This is a genomic window from Curtobacterium sp. A7_M15, assembly GCF_030705415.1.
Lineage (GTDB): Bacteria > Actinomycetota > Actinomycetes > Actinomycetales > Microbacteriaceae > Curtobacterium.
Window position 1 is genome coordinate 1 of record NZ_JAUZED010000046.1, and the last position, 20,056, is coordinate 20,056.

At 71.7% G+C, this 20,056-nt stretch carries 15 protein-coding genes; 5 read left to right on the top strand and 10 right to left on the bottom strand.

Annotated elements, in window-relative coordinates; all coding sequences use genetic code 11:
* Nucleotides 1-157 precede the first annotated feature (157 nt).
* Entirely contained in the window at nt 158-853 is a 696-nt protein-coding gene (locus Q7F20_RS10115; protein WP_305739969.1) for an SDR family oxidoreductase, read from the top strand.
* A 2-nt stretch (nt 854-855) separates the two neighbouring features.
* Here the strand turns inward: Q7F20_RS10115 and Q7F20_RS10120 are convergent, their stop codons facing one another.
* A complete protein-coding gene (locus Q7F20_RS10120) occupies nt 856-2,430 on the bottom strand; it encodes an ABC-F family ATP-binding cassette domain-containing protein (protein WP_305739970.1) in 1,575 nt (524 codons plus the stop codon).
* 287 nt (nt 2,431-2,717) lie between these two features.
* Between Q7F20_RS10120 and Q7F20_RS10125 the strand changes: the two genes are divergently transcribed.
* A complete protein-coding gene (locus Q7F20_RS10125; RefSeq protein WP_305739971.1) occupies nt 2,718-3,137 on the top strand; it encodes a DUF3151 domain-containing protein in 420 nt (139 codons plus the stop codon).
* A 401-nt stretch (nt 3,138-3,538) separates the two neighbouring features.
* Here Q7F20_RS10125 and Q7F20_RS10130 read toward each other — a convergent pair whose 3' ends face one another.
* The 5 genes from Q7F20_RS10130 to Q7F20_RS10150 all read right to left on the bottom strand — a co-directional run bounded on the left by Q7F20_RS10130 (nt 3,539) and on the right by Q7F20_RS10150 (nt 12,006).
* Complete coding sequence (locus Q7F20_RS10130; protein ID WP_305739972.1) at nt 3,539-5,509, bottom strand: Ig-like domain-containing protein; 1,971 nt, start codon at nt 5,507-5,509, stop codon at nt 3,539-3,541.
* Between the two features lie 95 nt (nt 5,510-5,604).
* The gene (locus Q7F20_RS10135) at nt 5,605-8,619 is read right to left on the bottom strand and encodes a glycoside hydrolase family 2 TIM barrel-domain containing protein (RefSeq protein ID WP_305739973.1); all 3,015 of its coding nucleotides are present in this window, start codon (nt 8,617-8,619) and stop codon (nt 5,605-5,607) included.
* Nucleotides 8,616-9,551, bottom strand: a complete 936-nt coding sequence (locus Q7F20_RS10140) for a carbohydrate ABC transporter permease (RefSeq protein ID WP_305739974.1) — start codon at nt 9,549-9,551, stop codon at nt 8,616-8,618. Before Q7F20_RS10140 ends, Q7F20_RS10135 begins: the two co-directional genes overlap by 4 nt.
* Nucleotides 9,548-10,645 (bottom strand): carbohydrate ABC transporter permease, encoded by a 1,098-nt coding sequence (locus Q7F20_RS10145; protein ID WP_305739975.1) that lies wholly within the window; start codon nt 10,643-10,645, stop codon nt 9,548-9,550. The genes Q7F20_RS10140 and Q7F20_RS10145 overlap by 4 nt, the downstream gene beginning before the upstream one ends.
* Nucleotides 10,642-12,006 carry an extracellular solute-binding protein gene (locus tag Q7F20_RS10150; protein WP_305739976.1) on the bottom strand — a complete coding sequence of 455 codons (1,365 nt, stop codon included), beginning with the start codon at nt 12,004-12,006 and terminating at the stop codon, nt 10,642-10,644. Before Q7F20_RS10150 ends, Q7F20_RS10145 begins: the two co-directional genes overlap by 4 nt.
* A 193-nt stretch (nt 12,007-12,199) precedes the next feature.
* Between Q7F20_RS10150 and Q7F20_RS10155 the strand changes: the two genes are divergently transcribed.
* Nucleotides 12,200-13,357 carry a hypothetical protein gene (locus tag Q7F20_RS10155; RefSeq protein ID WP_305739977.1) on the top strand — a complete coding sequence of 386 codons (1,158 nt, stop codon included), beginning with the start codon at nt 12,200-12,202 and terminating at the stop codon, nt 13,355-13,357.
* Between the two features lie 72 nt (nt 13,358-13,429).
* On the opposite strand, the gene Q7F20_RS10160 is transcribed toward Q7F20_RS10155, so the two are convergent.
* From Q7F20_RS10160 to Q7F20_RS10170, 3 genes are all read right to left on the bottom strand, one after another.
* Entirely contained in the window at nt 13,430-14,857 is a 1,428-nt protein-coding gene (locus Q7F20_RS10160; protein ID WP_305739978.1) for a polysaccharide biosynthesis tyrosine autokinase, read from the bottom strand.
* The gene (locus Q7F20_RS10165) at nt 14,854-16,332 is read right to left on the bottom strand and encodes a hypothetical protein (protein WP_305739979.1); all 1,479 of its coding nucleotides are present in this window, start codon (nt 16,330-16,332) and stop codon (nt 14,854-14,856) included. Before Q7F20_RS10165 ends, Q7F20_RS10160 begins: the two co-directional genes overlap by 4 nt.
* A 130-nt stretch (nt 16,333-16,462) precedes the next feature.
* Complete coding sequence (locus Q7F20_RS10170) at nt 16,463-17,671, bottom strand: MFS transporter (protein WP_370871656.1); 1,209 nt, start codon at nt 17,669-17,671, stop codon at nt 16,463-16,465.
* 44 nt (nt 17,672-17,715) lie between these two features.
* Here Q7F20_RS10170 and Q7F20_RS10175 point away from each other — a divergent pair, with 44 nt between their 5' ends.
* Nucleotides 17,716-18,417 (top strand): GntR family transcriptional regulator, encoded by a 702-nt coding sequence (locus Q7F20_RS10175; RefSeq protein WP_305739980.1) that lies wholly within the window; start codon nt 17,716-17,718, stop codon nt 18,415-18,417.
* 80 nt (nt 18,418-18,497) lie between these two features.
* Here the strand turns inward: Q7F20_RS10175 and Q7F20_RS10180 are convergent, their stop codons facing one another.
* Complete coding sequence (locus Q7F20_RS10180; RefSeq protein WP_305739981.1) at nt 18,498-18,653, bottom strand: hypothetical protein; 156 nt, start codon at nt 18,651-18,653, stop codon at nt 18,498-18,500.
* A 205-nt stretch (nt 18,654-18,858) separates the two neighbouring features.
* On the opposite strand from Q7F20_RS10180, the gene Q7F20_RS10185 reads away from it, so the two are divergent.
* Entirely contained in the window at nt 18,859-19,965 is a 1,107-nt protein-coding gene (locus Q7F20_RS10185) for a LacI family DNA-binding transcriptional regulator (protein ID WP_305739982.1), read from the top strand.
* Nucleotides 19,966-20,056: the final 91 nt, after the last annotated feature.

Consider the following 20,056-nt stretch of genomic DNA (forward strand, 5'->3'; position numbering starts at 1 on the left):
TGGGCGGTCCGGCGCCGTCGCCGGGTCGCCGCCGACACGTCCCGACCCTGACGGCCAGGAGGCGCGGTGCCGGCCCGCCCCGCGACGCCCGTTCCGGTCGTCCACAGCCGCACGGCGCGGTGCCGGCCCGCCCCGCGCCTTCCGTAGGGTGGTGCGCATGACCGACACCGCGCCTCCCGTCCGTCCGACCGCCCTCGTCACGGGCGCGACCCGAGGGATCGGCCGGGCGATCGCCGTCGACCTCGGCCGGACGCACCACGTGCTCGTCGGCGGCCGGTCCGCTGCCGCCGTGGATGCACTCGTCGGAGAGCTGCCGAGCGCATCCCCGTTCGTCGGCGACCTCGGCGCGGGTGAGGTCCCGACGCTGCCGGAACGCCTCGACGTCCTCGTGCACTCCGCCGGTGTCGAGCAGGGCACGACCGTCGCGGACACCCCGCGTGCCGTGTGGGAGCAGGTCTTCGCCACGAACGTGTTCGCGGTCGCCGAGCTGACCCGGCTCGCCCTGCCGGCCCTCCGCGCCGCCCGCGGCATCGTCGTCCCGATCAACAGCGGGTCCGGGTTCCACTCCGGTCCCGGCGGCGGGGTGTACGCGGCGTCGAAGTTCGCGCTGCGGGCCTTCGCCGATGCCCTGCGCGAAGAAGAGCGTCCGAACGGCGTGCGGGTGTCGAGCGTGCACCCGGGTCGGACGGACTCGGACATGCAGCGGGCGCTGACCGAGAAGCTCGGTGAGGACTACGACACCGCGTACTACCTCGCGCCGTCGGACGTGGCCGACGCCGTCCGGACCGTGGTCGACCTGCCGGAGCGGGGCACGATCGAGTCGTTGGCGATCCGTCCGACCCGGCGGCGCTGAGGTCAGCGGAGCTCGATGCGGGTGGTGAGGTCGAGGCGGTCGAGGAACGCCTCGTCGTGACTGACCACGACGAGTGCCCCGCGGTACGCCCGGAGCGCGTCGACGAGCTGGTCGACACTCGTCAGGTCGAGGTCGTTCGTCGGCTCGTCGAGCACCAGCAGCTGAGGCGGGGGATCGGCGAGCACGAGGCTCGCGAGCGCCACACGGAACCGCTCCCCGCCGGACAGCGCACTCGCCGGACGGTCGACGGTGTCCCCGCGGACGAGGAACTTCGCCAGGCGGTTCCGCACCTCGGCGGGCGGGACGTGCGGAGCGTCCCGACGGACGTTCTCGAGCACCGACAGCGCGTCGTCGAGTGAGTCCTTCCGCTGCGGCAGGTAGCCGATACGGTCGACGTGCGGGACAGCGGTGGTGTCGGGCAGCGGGTGCTCGCGTGCACCGCTGACCCCCACGAGCTGTTCGAGCAGCGTGGTCTTGCCGATGCCGTTGTCCCCGGCGACCGCGATCCGCTCCGGACCCTGCACGATCGTGTCCCGCCCACGCAGCCTGATCGTGGCGATCTGTCGCGATGCCGGTACGTCCGGATCCGGCAGGGTCACGTGGATGGACTCGTCCGCACGCAGGCGCCCCTCGGCCTCACGCTTGGTGGCGAGCGCGGCGGCCTCGTCCTCGGCGTACCCGGTGCGGAGCCGCCCCGCGGTCTGCTCGCCGCGCTTCCGCATCTCGTTCGCGAAGATCTTCGGCATCCCCTCGGCCGCCTTCACACCCGACCGGGCTCGCCGGGCGATCTTCGTCTCGGCCTCGATGCGCTGCCGCTTCTCGGTGCGGTGCCGCTGCTCGGCGACGCGGACCTCGCGTTCGACGGCAGCCTGCTGCACGGCGAGGTGCTCCTCGAACGCGCTGAAGGTCCCGCCGAACACGGTCATGGCGCCGGCACGGAGCTCGGCCACCTCGTCGACGTGCTCCAGCAGCTCGCGGTCGTGGCTGACGACGACCAGGGTGCCGGGCCAGTCGTCGACCATGTCGAGCAGCATGCTCCGGGCGCGACGGTCGAGGTTGTTCGTCGGTTCGTCGAGGAACGCGATCGGGAGCCCCCGCAGCCGGATGCCCGCGACGGCCACCAGGACGGCCTGGCCCCCGGACAGGGTGCTCGCCGGACGCTCGAGGTCGGCGCCGATGCCGAGGCCGATGCCGTCGAGCGCCGCGGCCGCGCGTTCCTCGAGGTCCCAGTCGTCGCCCACGGCGTCGAAGTGCTCCGGGGCGGCGTCACCGTCGAGGATCGCGCGGAGAGCGGTCAGTGTCGGACGGATGCGCAGGAGGTCGGCGACCGCGTCGTCGTTCTGCGGCTGCAGGCGTTGCGGCAGGTGGTCGACGGGGCCGGACGTCGTGACGGAGCCGGACGTGGGGTGGAGCCGACCCGTGACCAACCGGACGAGGGTCGACTTGCCGGCACCGTTCCTCCCGACCAGGCCGGTCCGGCCACGGCCGAAGGCGGTGGTGAGGTGACTGAGCGCGACGGTACCGTCGGGCCAGGTGAAACTGAGGTCGTTCAGGACGACGGACGGACTGATGGGCATACGGGTGCCTCCACGGTGGTCGATGCTGGGCGCACGACACCGGACCCGCCGCAGAGGGCGAAGCGCCCGACGGGGCGCGACGATCACGGTGTCAGCGCGAGGGCTGAGCAGATCCGGTGATCGACAGCAATTCGTCCACTTCCGTCGGGGAGTCCTGCGTGACCGCCATCCGATCCGCCGGTCGGTCGTCCCGCACCGGTGGCCCCGTGATGACGACGAGGACCCCATCACGCTACGCCGGGACCCTCGGGCCGCGCAAGGCCCACCGACCGTGACAGGCTTGAGGCATGCCGGAGAACCTGCTGCCCGACCCGACCGCCAACCCCGAGACACTCCTGCCCGCAGAGCCGGAGGTGACCGCCGCTCTCGCCGCCGACGCCCCCGTCGCGAGTGTCGTGGTGTCGCACCCGGCCTCGAGCCTGGCGTGGGCCCTGCTCGCCGACGAGGCGTGGGAGCGCGGTGCGACCCTCGAGTCCTACGCGTACGCGCGGGTGGGGTACCACCGTGGGCTCGACGCGCTGCGGAAGGCGGGGTGGCGCGGCGTCGGGCCGGTGCCGTGGTCACACGAGCCGAACCGGGGCGTGCTGCGGGCGCTGTTCGCGTTGCGACGGGCTGCCGAGGCGATCGGTGAGGCGGGCGAGCCCGAGCGGTTGACGGCGTTCCTCGACTCGTCCGACCCGGCGGCGATCCCGGCGCTGAGCGCGTAGCGCGCCGGCGGCTTCGGCGCCCGCGCTGGCGCGGCTGGCCAGCGCACAACGGAAGCCACCTCGAACCGCGCTTCCGCCTGGTTAGGGGCGACTTCCGTTGTGCGAGCCGCGCCGCGCCCCGCCGCATCACGCCCAGCCGCATCACGCCCAGCCGCACCGCGCCCCGCCGCTGGCGGCCCGCCGGAGTAGGAGATCGTCGGGCGCGCTGACCGTTCTGGTTCGCGAACGCCGGGGATCGCGAACCAGAACGGTCACGAACGCCGCCGATCCTCCGCCTCCGCCGCGTCGGGTCCGCGCACGACCGCGCACGACCGCGCACGACGGGCGTCGCCCCGGACCACGCGGTGGTGGCCCAGGGTGACGCCCGTCCTGCAGACCGTCGAGCCTGCTCGCGCGCGCGGCTACCGCTCGGCGCCCGCCGTCGCTGCGCGCCGACGCGCGAGCAACACCCACGCCCCGGCGACGAGCAGCACCGCAGCCGCGGACCCTGCGACGAGGACGGCCGGCCCGGACACGCCGGTGTACGCCAGCACACCCCGTGCGCTCGCCCGCTCGGCGTCGGCGTCAGCGTCGGACCTCCCGCGGTCACCGGCACCAGTGCCGGAGCCGGTACCCGTGCCCGCGCCCGTGCCCGATCCGTCCGATCCCGACCCCGCGCCCGGGCCCGGGCCAGGCGGCACGACCACCGACTCCGCCGGCTCCACGGTGACCCGGATCGTGGCCACCACGGTCTGCCCAGCGTGCGTCGTCACCTGGTACCGCACGGGCGAAGCCGGTCCGGAGAACGACGGCTCCGGGGTGAACGTCACCCGCCCGTCCGCGACCGTCCAGACGCCTTCGCCCGGGACACGGAGCCGCTTGCCGTCCGCCGAGAGTTCTGCGCCCTCGATCCCGTCGGCGCTCAGACGCAGCGAGTCCGGGTCCGCCGAGCTCCCGTCGAGCGGATCGTTCTCGAGGACGTCGATCGTCACCGGTTCGCCCTGCTTCGTCGTGCCCTCGTCCTCGACCGCAACGGCCTCGGGCAGGACGACCTCGAACCCGGTCCGGTCGGCGTTGTTGGACAGGTCGACGTCGGACACCGACCCGTCGAGCGCGATCGCCGGGCGGGCTGCGTCGAGGCGGTCGGCCGTGAAGTCCGTGACGCTCTCGACCGGCATCGTGTGGAGGCCCGAGGGGGTGGTCACCGGTACCGTCCCCCGCACCGCGATCGTGACCGCGCCTCCGGCCGGGCCCGACCACTCGGCGACGACCGCGCCCTCGCCCGCAGCAGCGCCGCACGACGCCCCGGCCTCGGCTCGGCAGGTCCACCGCACGTCCGTCAGCGGCAAACCCTCGGTCACCGCCACCGTGCGAGCGACCGCGTCGACTGCGCCGCCGATCGTCGACGGCCCGTCGTTCACCGACCGCAGCTCGAACGTGACGTCCTCGCCGGGTGTGACCGGCGCGCTCGTCAGCGTTCGGGCGGTCGTGACGACGTCGGTGGGCTGTGTCGCCCGGAGGTTCCGGATCTCGTGGAACTGGGACCGGCCACCGGTCGAGGCGCTGAAGCCGAACCGCACCTGCTTCGGCAGCGCCGTGGCGGGGAGGTCGGCGCTGACGACCTCGCGCAGCTCGCCGGGTTCGGGGCCGGGGGCGGTCGGCTCGGACATCGCGACGAGCACCCGGATGCCGCCGGCGTCGGTCGGTAGGAGGTCGATCTGCACGTGGCGGTGGGTGGCGGTCTCGGCCGTGGTCTCGCGGTCTTCGAGGAACCCGTCGCCGAGGTCGCCCGTGGTCGCGAGGACGGGGTAGCACTCGCGCTCCGGGCCCCGCACGGTGATCGCGTTGGGGACCACGTCGGGGCGGGCGAAGTTGCCGAAGCGGTCGAAGCCGATCCCGACGACCCCGCCGCCGAGCCCTTCTTCGCACGGACGGGTACCGTCGTGGTAGCCGAGCCCGGCGCCGACGGGCCCGATCGAGTCGAGCGGGACGGCGGCGTCCTGCAGGAAGAAGCCGATCCCGTCGGCGTGGCCGGTGTCCGTCGTGCTCCACATCCGCTGGTCGAACTCGACCGTGAGTCCGTGGCTCGAGTCGTAGGGGGACTCGTTGTAGACGGCGGAGCTCACGCGCTTCGTGTCGTCGGTCAGTCGCAGCCACCGTCCGGCGCTGCCGTGGTCGACGATCGCGGCCTGACCGTCGTCCGTCGCGATGCGCGTCCACCCGGGCGGCATCGTGGTGCCGACCGGAAGACCGACGAAGGGGTCGGTGACCGGGAACGGCGCGACCGCGTGTGCGGGGGACGGGGTGGCGACCGCGGTCGCGAGGCCGCCGCCGACCACCACGAGGGCGGTCAGGGCGGCGCTCGCGACGGCGCGCCGGGGTGTGCTGTGCATGGGGTCCTCTCTGCTGGTGGTGCGGAGAAGACCCTTCCGGACGCCGGCAGCGACCGCAAGGAATATGTATCAGATATACGACTTCCGGGCTGTGGTCAGCCGAGCACGACGCTCCACGAGAACGCCTGCGGCCAGAGCTGGTGCTCCGGCAGCACGTCGAGGCCGCACGCGCGGGAACCCAGGCCGTGCTGCGCGGCGTCGAGGTACAGGTACAGGTGCTCCGAGGCGGGCAGCTCGTACGGGTGCATCGCGCGCCCGATCTGCTGCGCGGTCCACGGCGACAGGGTGAACCCTGCGCGGTGCGCCCCGACCGTCGTCACCGTGAACGGTCCGACCGACAGTTCGCGCAGGTCCGGCCGGTGCCCCGTCTCCTGCGGCATGGAGTACTCGACCCCGAGTGAGCGGACGGGGGCCGTGAACCTCCCGACGCGGGCAGCGTGCGACGAGTCCGCGTAGGACTCGAGCGGCCCCGTCCCGAACCACGTCGCGTCCGCGTCGGCCAACGCCGCCGGCAGGTCGAAGCGCACACCGATCCGCGGCCAGGTGACGTCCCACGCGCCGAACGGCACTGCGTCGGTCTGCAGGAGCAGCCCGGCGTCCGTCAGGGTCCAGCGGTGCGTGACGTCGACGCCCCACCCGCTGTTCGCCGCCGCGACACGGACGCGCTGCTCGAGGCCGGAGTCCGTCCGCGACACCGACACGAGCCGGTGCGTGAGCCGGTCCAGTCCGCGCTCCCGCCACCGTGTGGCCGACGCCGGAGCGTCCGGATCGCCCACCCCGTGCGTCAGCACCGGGTCCGCGGTCTCGTACCCGCCCTGCGACGCCAGGCTGTCGTTGTCCGTCGGCGCGCGCCACAGCTCGAGCCGCGGCCCAGCGACCTCGTGCCCCTTCCACGACGACAGGTCGCCCCGGGCGGTGAACGTCCCCTCACCGAGTCGGTCGCCCTCCCAGGTCTGCCGGGAGGCGCGGGTCGGCTCCGCAGCACGCGATGCGACGAGCGTCTGGGTGCGCGCGACGACGTGGCCGGTGTCCGCCCACGAGGTCGGCCCCGCCAGTTCCGCCGTGACGTCGAACCACAGCTCGTCGCCAGGAGCGGGCGTCGCGGCCTGGGCCCGGAGCACCTCGTCGGGCAGCGGCACCGTGGCGGACGACCGCGCCGCGACGACACCGGGGGTGAACCGGCCCTCGTGCTCGACCACGCCGTTGCGCGACAGCGTCCAGTGGAAGCGCAGTCCCGCGGTCGAGGCCGAGTGGTACCGGTTCTCGATGAGCACGGTGGTGTCGGACGCGGACAGCCGGATCGGCGCGACGACGGCCGCGAACTCGGCCAGGCCCGGGGTCGGGGTGTCGTCGGGCAGTACCAGGCCGTCCATCACGAAGTTGCCGTCGTGGACGACCTCGTGGAAGTCGCCGCCGTACGCGTAGTACGGGGTGCCGTCGGCCGTGTGGGTGAGCAGGCCGTGGTCCCGCCACTCCCACACGAACCCGCCGTGCAGCCGGGGGTACCGGTCCACGAGGGCCTCGTACTCGGCGATCTGGCCGGGCCCGTTGCCCATCGCGTGCACGTACTCGCAGTGGATGAACGGCTTCGACCGCTGCCGGGCAGCCTCGGCCGGGCCGCAGCCGAGCAGGGGCGTGGCCGGACCGCCGCCGATCGACTCGGTCTCCTGCAGCGTCGGGTACATCCGCGAGTACACGTCGGTGTACGAGCCCGTGTAGTCGCCCTCGTAGTGCACCGGACGCTGGTCGTCGCGGTCGTGCACCCACTGCGACATCGCGGCGAGGTTCCGGCCCGTGCCCGACTCGTTGCCGAGCGACCACATCACGATCGACGCGTGGTTCTTGTCGCGTTCGACGGTCCGTGCGATGCGGTCCAGGTACGCGTCGCGCCAGGCCGGGTCGTCCGACGGGTTGCCCACCCAGCCGGTGAAGATGAACCCGTGCGTCTCGAGGTCGCACTCCAGGACCACCCAGAAGCCCAGCTCGTCGGCGAGGTCGAGCACACGCGGGTGCGGCGGGTAGTGCGACGTCCGGATGGCGTTGACGTTGTGCCGCTTCATGAGCGCCATGTCGGCGCGGGCGTGCTCCTCGTCGAACACCCGACCACGCTCGGGGTGCGTCTCGTGCCGGTTCACGCCGTGGAAGACCACGCGCTCGCCGTTCACCAGGAACCGGTCGCCCTCGATCGACACGGTACGGAAGCCCAGCCGCAGCGACACGGTCTCACCGCCGGCGCTCCCACCGGCCGCGGTCCCGGTGGACAGCGTCGCGTCGTACAGCGTCGGCAGTTCCGCGCTCCACGGCTCGACGCCCTCGACCTCGATCGGCACGACGTCGTCGGGACCCGCCCACACGACGTCGACGCCGAGCGACGGCACGGCGAACCGCACCGGGAACGCAGCGTCCATCGTGGGGAACGAGATCGTCCCCGTGCCCGTCGACGGGCGGCCGGACGCCGCGGTCCCGGCGCTCGCCGCACTCCCGAGCACGGCGGTCCAGCCGGCGCGGACGAACACGTCGTCGATCGGGGCGGTCGGCCTCGCCAGCAGCGTGACGTCGCGGAAGATCCCGGGCAGCCACCACTGGTCCTGGTCCTCGAGGTACGAGGCCGCCGACCACTGGTGCACCCGGATGCGGACCTCGTTCGTCCCCGGTCGCAGCACGGACGTGACGTCGAACTCCGTCGCGAGCCGCGACCCGGTCGACCAGCCCACCTCCGCGCCGTTCACCCACACCCGGAAGTGCGACTCCACCCCGTCGAACCGGAGCAGCACCCGCGCCGCGGCGTCGAACGACGACGGCAGCTCGAAGGAGCGTCGGTAGTCGCCGGTCGGGTTCTCCTCCGGCGGGTGCGGCGGGTCGATCGGGAACGGGTACTGGAGGTTCGTGTAGCTCGGCGCACCGTGCCCGTGCAGCACCCAGTGCGCCGGCACCGGGATCGAGCCCCACTCGTCCTCCGGCCCCGGCTCCGGGACGTCCGCGACGGGCGACCACCGGAAGTCCCACTCCCCGTTCAACGACAGGGCGGGAGCGTCCGTGTGCAGCCAGGCCCGCGGGGCCAGCCGGGTGTCCGAACCGGGGACGGTGGAGGAGAGTGCGGCGATGGTCAACCCTTGACCGATCCTTCCGTGAGGCCCCCGCGCCAGAAGCGCTGCAGGACGATGATGGCGATGACGAGCGGGATGACCGAGACGAGCACCCCGCCGGTGGTGAGCTGGTAGAACTCCGGCAGCCGGTCGACCTGCGAGCGCCAGTTGTTCAGTCCGAGGGTGATCGGGTAGAGCTTCTGGTCGGCCAGCATGATGAGCGGCAGGAAGAAGTTGTTCCAGATGCCGACGACCTGGAACAGGAACACGGTGACGAGCGCCGGCGTCATCTGCCGGAGCACGATCGTGTGGAAGATCCGGAGCTCGCCGGCACCGTCGATGCGGGCCTGCTCGAGCAGCGCCGTGTCGACCGAGGCCGCGGCGTACACCCGGCAGAGGAACAGCCCGAACGGCGACACGAGGCTCGGGATGAGCACGCTCCAGTACGTGTCGGTCAGGCCCAGCGTCGAGAACAGCAGGAACAGCGGCAGCGCCGTCGCGGTCCCGGGCACGAGCACGCCGCCCAGGATCGTGCCGAAGACGAGCTGTCGACCGCGGAACTCGTACTTCGCGAGCGCGTAGCCACCCGCGGCGGCGAAGTAGGTCGCGAGGACCGCACCGACGCCCGAGTACAGGATGCTGTTCGCGATCCAGCGGACGAAGATGCCGCCGTCGTACGTGAAGACCTGCTGCAGGTTGCTGAACAGCGCGAAGTCGCCGCCGAACCAGAACCCGTTGGTGGCGAACAGTGCACCGGTGGTCTTCGTCGCGGCGATGACCACCCAGTACAGCGGGACGAGGAAGTAGAGCGCGACGATGACGAGGATGCCCGTCACGACGATCTGCGACTTCCCGGAGCGGTCGAGCTTGCGTCGCTGGTGCGCGCTGATGGACGTCGTGTCGAGCCGTTCCGCGTTGACGCGGGTGGCCGGCGCTTCGATGGCTTCGCTGGTCATGCGTCCGCCCCCTTCGTGACGGTGGTGCCGTGGTCCGGACCGGAGCGGCCCTGGAGGCGCGGTGCGGCCTGCGAGGTGACCGTGCGGACGGCGGATGCGCGCGTCTGGAGCGCACGCCGCGCCTCCAGGCCGTCCCGCTTCGCTCGCTTCCGCTGATCTCGCTCGTCCTTCGGCGGACGGTTCGTCAACGCGAGGAACGCGAACGACAGGATGAACGCAGCCAGCGCGATGATGACCGCCTGCGCACTCGCGACGCCGTACTCGTTGAACGCGAACGCGTTCGTGTAGGCGGCGTAGTTCGGGGTGTACTCGGTGTCGATCGCGGGGGCGACCGTGGAGAGGATCTGCGGCTCCGCGAAGAGCTGCAGCGTGCCGATGATCGAGAACACCGTCGTGAGCACGAGCGCCGGTGCGATGAGCGGGATCTGGATCCGCCACGCCACCTGGAACGCGTTCGCGCCGTCGACCTTGGCGGCCTCGTAGACCTCGCCGGGGATCGACTTCAACTGCGCCACGATGATGAGCATGTTGTAGCCGGTGTAGGTCCACGTGACGATGTTCGCGATCGACCAGAGCACGCTGTTCGCGCCGAGGAAGTCCGGCTGGAGCCCGATCCCCTGCAGCAGCGACACGATCGGCGACAGGCCCGGCACGTACAAGAAGGACCAGAGGATCGTCGCGATGACGCCGGGGACGCCGTACGGCATGAAGTAGATCGCCCGGAAGAACCCGGGCCACCGGGCGCTCGCCGACTCGAGCAGCAGCGCGAGGATCGTGCACGCGATGATCATCACCGGGACCTGCACGATGCCGAACAGCAGCATCCGGCCGATCGAGGCGACGAACCCGGAGTCCTGCAGCGCGATCGCGTAGTTGTCGAACCCGGCGAACCGGCCGACGACGCCGTCCTCGCCGAAGAGTCCCTCGCGGTCGACGGTGGTGAACGACTGGAAGAGCGCGCTGATGATCGGGATGACGAACGTGAGCAGGAACAGTGCGAGGAAGGGCGCGAGCAGGATCCACGGGGCGCGCTTCTGTGCGGCCGTGGCCTTCGTGCTCGTGCGGAAGCTGTTCTTCGGCTGCGTCGTGGTCATCGTGCCGTCCTCACGCTGAGGCCCTTGTCCTTGAAGGACTGGACGATCTCCTTCTGGGCGAGCTCCACGGCATCGGGGAGCTTCAGCCCGCTCGTGAGCTTGCGGCGGAACTGGTTCTGCAGGCTCGTGAACGCCGACTGCGTCACGGGCGACCAGGACCAGTCGACGTTCTGCTCGCGGGCGGCCGGGACGAAGACGTCCTCGTTGTAGTTCTGGCCGGAGAACCACTTGCTCGGCTTCTCGCGCTGCGCGCCGATGTAGTCCTTCGCCGGCGACCAGCCGATGCCGCAGTACTTGATCATCGCGTCGATGCCCTCCTTCGAGGTGGTCATCCACGTGATGAACTCGAGCGCTTCCTTCGGATGCTTCGCGTTCGCGAGGACCGCGGCCGTCGAGCCGCCGATCGCGCTCGACCCGAACCCGGTGTCGCCCCACTTCTGCATGGGCGCGACCTTCCACTTGCCCTCGCCGCCCTGGACGGACTCGATGAGGGCGTCCCCCCAGCTCGCGCTCGTGACGGCGGCGATCTTGCCGCTCGCCGCCGCGGCGTACCAGCCGGGGGAGTACGCGCCGGCGCTCGTGTCGACGAGCTTGTCGTCGATGACGCCGTCGAAGAAGTCGGCGACCATCAGGGTCTCGTCGTCGGTCATGTCGACGACCCACTCGTCGCCGTCGACCCTGAACCACCGGGCGCCGGCCTGCTGCGCGTACGCGGCGAAGGGGGAGGCATCCGAGACCGGGAAGACCTCGAGGTAGTTCTGCGCGCCGGTCTTCCGGACCTTCTCGGCGAGGTCGCGCCACTCGTCCCACGTCGTCGGGGGTTCGCCGCCGGCCTGCTCGAGGATCGCCGTCTGGTAGTAGAAGCCCATCGGCCCGGTGTCCTGCGGGATGCCGTAGACGCCGTCCACGAACGACACCTGCGCCCAGGCCGCGTCGTCGTACTTCGACTCGAAGTCCTTCGCGCCGTAGCGGGCGAGGTCGACCAGGCCGTTGGCGAGCATGAACTCGGGGATCTGCCGGAGCTCGACCTGACCGATGTCGGGGCCGCCGCCGGCCGCGAGCGCGGAGTACATCTTCTGGTACCCGCCGCTGTTGCCGCCCGGGATCCAGTTCGCAGTCACCTGGATGTCCGGGTGCGTCTCGTTCCAGACGTCGCAGACCTTCTGCAGGTCCTTCAGCCAGGCCCAGTAGGTCAGCTCGACCTTCTGCCCGCTCGTGGCGGCGGGGATGAGCGCCGCCTTGTTCACGTTGGTGGAACCCGGCACGGCGCACCCGGCCAGGAGTCCGGCGGCAGCGGTGCCCAGGCCGAAGCCCAGCAGCTGTCGTCTCGATATCGCGCTTCGGTTCGGTCGTGGCCGCATTGCCTGGACTCCGGTTCGTCGTCGATCGGGGTACGGTCCAGCCAACCACAAAACCGAGCGCGGCTGTACTTTCGCGCAGACTCTGGGTGTTGGCGGTGTGCGCTGAACGGTGACGGCCGAAGAGGTGGAGTGTGGGTCCACACGAAACGTCGGGGTTCGTGACAGCCCCGGCATCCGTCCGAGAGGAGCTGCCATGACGTCGACCAACGCGACGAGCGAACTGCACGGGATCCTGGGACAGCGGCTGGAGGGCGGTGGGACCTGGGCCTGGGCCTACGCCGACGTCTCCGGCAACGTGGAAGACCCCCGTCGACAGGCGGCACTGAAGCTGCGCGCGGTCGAAGAGGCCCTCCGCGGGCAGGGCGCGACGGACGGCGTGGTCGACCTCATCGCCGGCGAGTTCGAGCAGGAACCCGGTGTCCCGTCGCCCGTCACGCGCTACGTGCTCGTCCACGACGGTTCCCTCGTGCTGAGCGAAGTGCTGCCCGGTCACCTGCACGGTGCGGAGTCGGTGGGTGTGGGGGCCGTGCCGGACCTCGTGCCCCTCGTCGCCCACCGACCCGTCGACCTGCCGTTCCTGGTCGTGCACGCCGGCAAGGAGGGCGGGGCCTTCCGCGCCTACCGGCTCGGACACGCCCCGGTCGCGCTCGACGAGCAGCAGGTCCAGGGGCGCAACGACACGCTGCACTACGCCAAGGCCGGGACCGGGTGGAAGCAGCCGCACTGGCAGCAGCACACCGAGGAGATCTGGAAGCAGAACTCGTCGGAGACCGCCGCGGCCGTGGACGAGGCAGTCCGGACCCTCCGCCCCGGACTCGTCGTCGTCGCCGGGGACGTCACCGCACGGGAGCTCCTGGTGAAGGCACTGTCGTCGGAGACCCGCGCGCTGACCTCGGTCTTCCCGGGCGACCCCCGCGCGGATGCCTCGTCGAAGCAGGCGTTCGTGGAGCACGTCGAGACCGCGCTCGCGCGCGTCGTCGCCACCCGACGTCACGACCTCGAGGACCTGCTCCGCACCCACGTCGGGCGGGGCGACAACCTCGCGGTGACCGGGCTCGGGGCTGTCGTCGGGGCGCTGCAGCAGGCGCAGGGATCGGTCGTCGCGCTCGACGCCGTGGCGGTCGGGGAGCGCACACTCCTCGCGCTCGCCGGTGCGCCGTGGGTGGCGACGGCGCCGGAGCAGGCTGCCGGGACGCCCGTCATCGGAGCGGTGCCGGCGGTGTGCGCGCTCGTCCGTGCCGCGGTACTCACGGACGCGGAGTTGGTCCTCGTCAACGCCGCGTCGTTGCCGGGCGGGGTCGCGGCGGCGGCGTTGCTGCGGTGGCCGGTCGGACCGGCCGTCCCCGCGTGATGCGGTGAGCGGCTGACGGACGGGAGGCGCGGTGCCGGCTGGCCCCGCGCCTCCCGTCCGTCCCGGTGCGGGTCAGGACGTCCGGGCGCGACGTCCCCCCGTCTCCGGCACCGACAGGCTGAGCGCCGCGGTCCGGGGTTCGTAGGAGCCGTACCCGTAGCCGTAGCCGTAGCCGCCGTAGCTGAAGTCCCGCCGGTTCCGCGACCGGATCTTCGTCACGACGACGCCCAGGACCTTCGCATCGATGCTCGTCAGGCGCTCGACCGCCGAGGTCAGCGAGGGACGACGGGTCTGCTTGGCCGCTGCGGCGAACACGACGCCCGTCACCATGCCGCTCAGCACGGCGGCGTCCGTGACCGGGAGCGTCGGCGGCGCGTCGATGAGCACGATGTCGTACGCGTCGGCGAAGACCGCGAGCAACTGCCGCATCGACTCCGAGCCGAGCAGCTCGCTCGGGTTCGGCGGGATGCGCCCGGCCGGCAGCACGTCGAGCTTGCCCGTGCCCCATCGCTGGATGACGTCATCGGGTTCGGCACGCCCGACCAGGATGTCGGACAGACCCGCCGCGCCTTCGATCCCGAGCACGTCGGCGATGCGGGGGCGACGGAGGTCGGCGTCGATGAGGAGGACCCGGGCGTCGCTCTCGGCTGTGGAGATCGCGAGGTTGGTGACCGAGGTGGTCTTGCCCTCGGACGGCATCGCCGAGGTCATCATGATCACCGGCGTCTCGTTCCCGCTCGACGAGTACGCGATGTTCGTGCGGAGGTCGCGGAAGGCCTCGGCGAGGGGGCTCCGGGCATCGCCGGTCACGACGAGGGGCGTCTTCTCGTGCTCCGCGTTGTAGCCGAGTCCGCCCAGGAGCGGGAGGTCGAGGTGCTCGATCTCCGACGCGGACCGGATGCGGGTGTCGAGCATGCCGCGGGCGAGGACGATCGCCAAGCCGAGCACGAGGCCGATGATGCCACCGAGTGCCAGGTTGTACGCCGGCCGCGGTTCGATCGGCGTCGTGGGCACGGCAGCGTTCACCAGGGCGGTGATCTTGACGGGGCTCGAGCCGTCCTCGAGCGGCTGTTCGAGCTCCGTGACCGTCTTGCTGAACTGCTCGGCGATCGCCGTCGTCAGGTGTGCTGCCTGCGCCGCGTCGGTGCTCGTCACGGCGATGTTGACGACGTTCGACCCCCGGTCGGCGACAGCGGCCACGTGGGTGCCGAGGGCGCCGGCGGTCATGCCGAGGCCCTCGTCACGGATCACCTGCTCGAGCACGAGCTCGCTGGTCACGATCGGAACGTAGGACTGCACCTTGGACAGCTCCGCTGCCGATCGCTGGCTCAGCCCGGCGGCGTTCGTCTCGCCGGTCTGGACGGCGAGGTAGAGCTTGGTCGTGGCGCGGTAGACCGGATCGGACGTCTCGGTGTACGCCTGGCCACCGGCGAGACCCAGGAGTGTCGTCAGTACGAGGATCCACGCCCCGCGGCGCAGCATCTGCAGGATGTCGGTCATTTCCATGAGGTTCCCTGTTCGATCGGGTCGGTCTGGCGGCGGAGGCGGTCTGACCCGACCACCAAGCCGATGAGGATGAAGTAGGCGGCCGCGGAGTTCGGGCTGAGCGCCACCTCGTTGAAGGTCGCGTTCAGGAGGAAGGCGAGGGACAGCCCGACCGCGACGAGCCGCGAACTGCGGTCCGCGACGGCAGACGCAGCTCGGACGAGCGCGACGAAGAAGACGCCGAACACGGCGATCCCGATCACGCCGAGCTGGGAGATGATGAGACCGATGCCCGACTCGAGCACCCCGCTGCCGTCCTCGAAGAGGTCCCTTCCGGCCCGTCGGACCCCGGAGTTGCCGAGACCGCGGCCGATCGGGTTGCTCGGCAGTTCCGTCAACGCCGCGAGGAACCCGTCGATGTGGATGTCCGTGCTCCCCGAGGAGTTCTCCGCCGAGAACGAGTAGAACCAGACTGCCGTCCCGAGGGCGGTGACGACGGCGAGTGCCTGGACCACCGGGTTGGCGTAGAGCCGCGCCCAGACCGCGACGAACACGAGGGTACTCAGCAGGAAGCCCTTGCTGACGGCGTACGACGCGGCGACCACGCAGAGGCCGGCGAGGATCCACCGGCGCAACCAGACCGCCGCCGCGAAGGCGACGAACATGAAGGTGCCGAAGTGGACGGGGTCGGCGAACGACGAGACCATCCGGCGTGCCGGGGAGCCGTCGATGATCTCCGAGGAGAAGAAGTTCCCGGGGAGTCCGGTGCTCTCACGGATACCGAGTGCCTTCGCGTTCCACAGCTGCTGGATGCCGGCGTCCTGCCAGAACGAGGGGGTGTTGAGTTCCCAGAACCCGAACGCGATCGTCGCAGCGGCGACGACCACGACGCCGGCCGCGAACCGGGCGGGACGGGTCGACCGTGCGGCCAACAGCCCGAGCAGCAGGAACACCAGCGGAGTCACGATGTTGCGGAACGCCGCCAGTGCTGCGGTGAGGTCAGCCCCGAAGACGAGGGCGCTCGCCCATCCCCACGCGGTCGTGATGGCGAGGCACACGGTCACCAGGCGGACGAGCGGATGGGTGCCCGACCGGGACCGGGTCAGCGCGAGGACGACGAGGAGCAGGGCGGCGTCGACGAAGTTGATGATGATGATCACGGAGAACGCCGCGGGGTCGATGTCCGGCGCGACCGGCAGGAGGTACACGTTCTGGAACGCGGACAGGACGATCGGCGCGAGCAGGAACGGCGTGAGGTCCGATCCCCGACGGGCCTGCAGCACCGCGGGGATCGTCAGCGCGATGAGGAGGGTGGCGCTCACCACTGCGAGTTGCGTCGCGGCACCGAAGCCGGAGGACGCGAGCACGGCTCCGACGAGCACGACGATCAGTCCGAGCACGAGCGCGGACTCGCCCGTCGGGTTCGAGCGAACGCCGACGCCCCCGTGCAGACGCGGACGACGAGTGCGGCGTGAGGCGAGTGTCGTCATGTCGTCGGCTCCGGGGCTGCAGGCAGCGCGCCCGTGTGACGTGCTGGTACATCACACGATACCGACCAACCGACATCCGGAACAGTGGCATATCACCTGTTATCAGAATCTTGCCAGGAAGCCGCTTCCCTCAGTCGTGCGAGCGATCGCGCCGCGGGACGAGTGGCAGCGCCAGCAGCGGCAACACCCCGACGATCGAGAACGACGCCGCGAACCCGAGCGCCCCGACGAGCGCGCCGACCCCGGGACCCACGGCGCTCGCCGCGATGAACTGCCCGGTGTTCTGCGCGCCGAGGGCCCGCCCGGACCAGAACGGTCCCGCGGCCTCGGCCACCGAGGTGTACGCGAGCCCGTTGTCCGCGACGGTGACGCTCGTCGCGACCACGAGGAACACCGCGGCGGCGGCGAGGTGCGTGGCGTCCACCACGGCGAGCAGGCCCATGACGACGGCGGCGCTCACCGCGACGGTGCGCAGTGGCCCGACGCGGGATCCGGCGCGGTCGCTCCAGGCCCCGACGAGGATCCTGCCGACGGCGCCGACGAACTGCGACGCCCCGACGAGCAGTCCTGCTGCTGCAGTCGACCAGCCGAGGCCGACGAGCCACACCAGGCCGTACGTGGACAGCGTGAACTGCGGCACGACGAGCAGGACCGACACCGCGTGGATCCGCCAGAGGAACCCGCTCGCCCGGTACGGGTTCGCGACGTGCTCGACGGGAGCGTCCGCACGGGTCGGCCGTGGCGGGTTCGCGATGCCGATCGCGCACAGCACGGCGAGCGCGGCGCACAGGACCACGGGCAGCACCAGGGCCGCACGGATGCCGTCGGCCTCGGCGAGCTGCGGGACCGTGACCGCGGCGAGCGTCACCCCGAGCGGCTGGGACATCTGGCGGATGCCCATCGCGAGGCCGCGCCGCTCCTTCGGGAACCACCCGACCACGACCCGGCCGCTCGCAGCGTTCGTCGAGGCGCACGTCATGCCGGCGGCCAGGAACGCCAGACCGAGCAGCACCGGATCGCCCGCGGCCGCCCACGCGCCGACGACCGCCAGCGTCGTGAGGACGAGTCCACCCGCGATGACGACGCGCTCGCCGACCCGGTCCGTGATCGCACCCCACGCGATGAGCGTGAGCACCATCCCGAACGTCGGCGCGGCGGCGAGGAGTCCGGCGAGCGCGAGGGAGGTGCCGTGCGCGTGCAGGTACGGGATCAGCAGGGCGGGGGCCGACACCACGAGGGTGCCGGCTGCCTGGGCGGCCACGCCGAGCGCGAGCATGGTCCAGGCGCGGGAGGTGGTGGTCACGAGTTCGTTTCGGTGTGGAACGGATTGGTATACCATTACGGTATACCATCCACCGCGGAACGCCGCTAGGCTGGATCGCCGTGACCGAGACGACCGACGCAGCGCCCGTGTCGCAGACGAGCCAGCTCTACGACAACCTCCGGGCCGCGATCCTCACGCTGGAGATCGCCCCGGGGGAGCGCATCTCCGAGCGCGGGCTCGAGGCGCGGTTCCACGCCTCGCGGACCCCCGTCCGTGCGGCCCTGTCACGGCTCGAACGCGAAGGACTCATCCTGCACGAGGGTCGATCGTGGACGGTGACCCCGATCGACCTCGACGAGATCGCCTCGCTCGCCGAACTCCGTGGCGTCCTCGAACCCGCGGCCGCTCGACTCGCCGTGGCACGTGCGTCCGACGAGCAGCTCGCCGAGGTCCGCAGGCACCTCGACAGTCTCCGTCCGACGCCCGACCGCCAGGCGGGCATCCGGATGGGGTCGACGTTCCACCTCGACCTCGCCGCGCTCGGCGGCAACCGGTTCATCACCGACGCCATCGCCGACGCGCTCACCCGTCTCGAACGCACGCGCTGGATCGAGGTGCGCACGCCCGAGGCCCGCGACGCCGCGTGGGAGGAGCACAGCGCCATCATCGACGCCGTGCGCTCCGGAGACGCGGACCGTGCGGCCGAGCTGCTCGCCGCACACGTCGCGGGCACGAACGACCGGCTGCTGGCGTGGATCGCGCAGGAGCGTCGGCGCCTGCGTGGCGCCGGCATGGCGATCGTGGGCAGCACCGACCGCTGACGCGACGGCCGTGCCGTGGACGCGCCCACCCGTGATGGGTGCGGTGCACGGCGGAGGCGCGCCGCGCCTCCTGGACGGCCCTAGGGTTTCGTCGCCGTGTCGTCGGCCGAGTCGACCTGGTCCACGATCCAGGCGTTGCCGCCGTCGGAGTGGTCGAGCAGTGCGTCGCGCACCTCGGCCTCGTCGGTGGTGAGCCGGATCGCGCTCTTGCTGCCGGACCGTGTCGATTGGGACATCGCGTCTTCTCCTGTGTGTGTGGGCACCGTCGCTGGTGCGCTTCCTCACGGGACGTGCTGAGGTCGTGCCAGTGTTGCGCGCGGTGTCCGGAGCGCGCAAGGGGTTCACGTCACATGTGGAGAAGTCCGTGCGTGCACCGTGCCTAGGATGGTCCGGCCGCGCGGTTCGCGGCCGATGCAGCGGACGGCGGACGGGAGGCACGGCTTGGCCGAGCAGCGCACCGCACCTCCCACGGTCTACGACGTGGCCTCCGCGGCGGGCGTCTCCATCGCCACCGTCTCCCGCGTGCTCCGCACGCCGGACGCCGTCCGCGAGGGCACCCGCGACAAGGTCCAGGCGGCGATCCGGACACTCGGGTACGTGCCCTCCGGGAACGCTCGGGCCCTCGCCGGCAAGCGCACCGGCGTGGTCGGACTGCTGCTGCCCGGGTTCGACGTCGTGCCGGACGAACGCCCCGACCTGGTGACCGACGGTGGTGTGCGGGTCGTCGACGACCGACGGCACGTGACGCAGCCGTTCTCGTCCAACCTGTACTTCGACGAGGTCCTGCGCGGCGCCGAGACCGAGGCCTGGCAGCGCGGCCTGGCGCTGATGGTGGCGGCGGGGCGGGGATCCTCGCGGGACGTCATCGTGAACGACGTCGCCGGACGGGTGGACGGTCTCGCGGTGCTCGCCCAGACGGTGCCGGACGACCTGCTCGAACACGTCGCCCGACGCATCCCGGTCGTGGTGCTCGCGGACGACCGGCGCTCGCACGGGTTCGACTCGGTGAGCGTGGACAACGCCGCGGGCATGCGGACGCTCGGCTCGCACGTCATCGGGCGGCTCGGCATCCGGTCGTCGCTCGTGTACCTGGCGGGGCCGATCGACTCGCCGGACGACATCGAGCGCTCGGCGGGGTTCCGCCAGGCGCTCGAGGACCACGGGGTGCCGGCGTCGTCCGTGCGCGTCGTGCACGGTGACTTCGGGCGGGCCCGGGCCAGGGAGCTCGCGGCGCAGCTGCTCGACGGGGACGACGTTCCGCGAGCGATCGTCTGCTCGAACGACCAGTCCGCGCTCGGGGTGCTCGACGCCGCTGGGGCGCGCGGGGTGCGCGTGCCGGAGGAACTCGTCGTGACGGGCTTCGACGGCATCGACGCCGGCCGGTTCTCGTCGCCGCGACTCACCACCGTGCACCAGCCGATGGGGGAGCTCGGGCGTGCGGCGGTCCGGGCGATCGTGGACCGGCTCGAGCGGCGCGACGGGCCGCCGCGTGCGGTGCGCCTGCCGGTCGAGGTGTTGCTGCGCGAGAGCTGCCCGCCGGCGCTGTAGGCACCGGAGCGCGTGCCGCCCCGTGAAACAACCGGCACGGTTGCGCGACGCGATGTAAGCGCATACATTGTCTCCGTACCGACTCGACACG

Bases quoted from the DNA above. Each gene is read 5' to 3' on its own strand.
- Q7F20_RS10130 (WP_305739972.1), bottom strand. From the start codon at position 5,509: ATGCACAGCACACCCCGGCGCGCCGTCGCGAGCGCCGCCCTGACCGCC.
- Q7F20_RS10125 (WP_305739971.1), top strand. From the start codon at position 2,718: ATGCCGGAGAACCTGCTGCCCGACCCGACCGCCAACCCCGAGACACTC.
- Q7F20_RS10115 (WP_305739969.1), top strand. From the start codon at position 158: ATGACCGACACCGCGCCTCCCGTCCGTCCGACCGCCCTCGTCACGGGC.
- Q7F20_RS10180 (WP_305739981.1), bottom strand. From the start codon at position 18,653: ATGTCCCAATCGACACGGTCCGGCAGCAAGAGCGCGATCCGGCTCACC.
- Q7F20_RS10150 (WP_305739976.1), bottom strand. From the start codon at position 12,006: ATGCGGCCACGACCGAACCGAAGCGCGATATCGAGACGACAGCTGCTG.
- Q7F20_RS10120 (WP_305739970.1), bottom strand. From the start codon at position 2,430: ATGCCCATCAGTCCGTCCGTCGTCCTGAACGACCTCAGTTTCACCTGG.
- Q7F20_RS10155 (WP_305739977.1), top strand. From the start codon at position 12,200: ATGACGTCGACCAACGCGACGAGCGAACTGCACGGGATCCTGGGACAG.
- Q7F20_RS10140 (WP_305739974.1), bottom strand. From the start codon at position 9,551: ATGACCAGCGAAGCCATCGAAGCGCCGGCCACCCGCGTCAACGCGGAA.
- Q7F20_RS10145 (WP_305739975.1), bottom strand. From the start codon at position 10,645: ATGACCACGACGCAGCCGAAGAACAGCTTCCGCACGAGCACGAAGGCC.
- Q7F20_RS10170 (WP_370871656.1), bottom strand. From the start codon at position 17,671: ATGGTATACCAATCCGTTCCACACCGAAACGAACTCGTGACCACCACC.
- Q7F20_RS10165 (WP_305739979.1), bottom strand. From the start codon at position 16,332: ATGACGACACTCGCCTCACGCCGCACTCGTCGTCCGCGTCTGCACGGG.
- Q7F20_RS10160 (WP_305739978.1), bottom strand. From the start codon at position 14,857: ATGACCGACATCCTGCAGATGCTGCGCCGCGGGGCGTGGATCCTCGTA.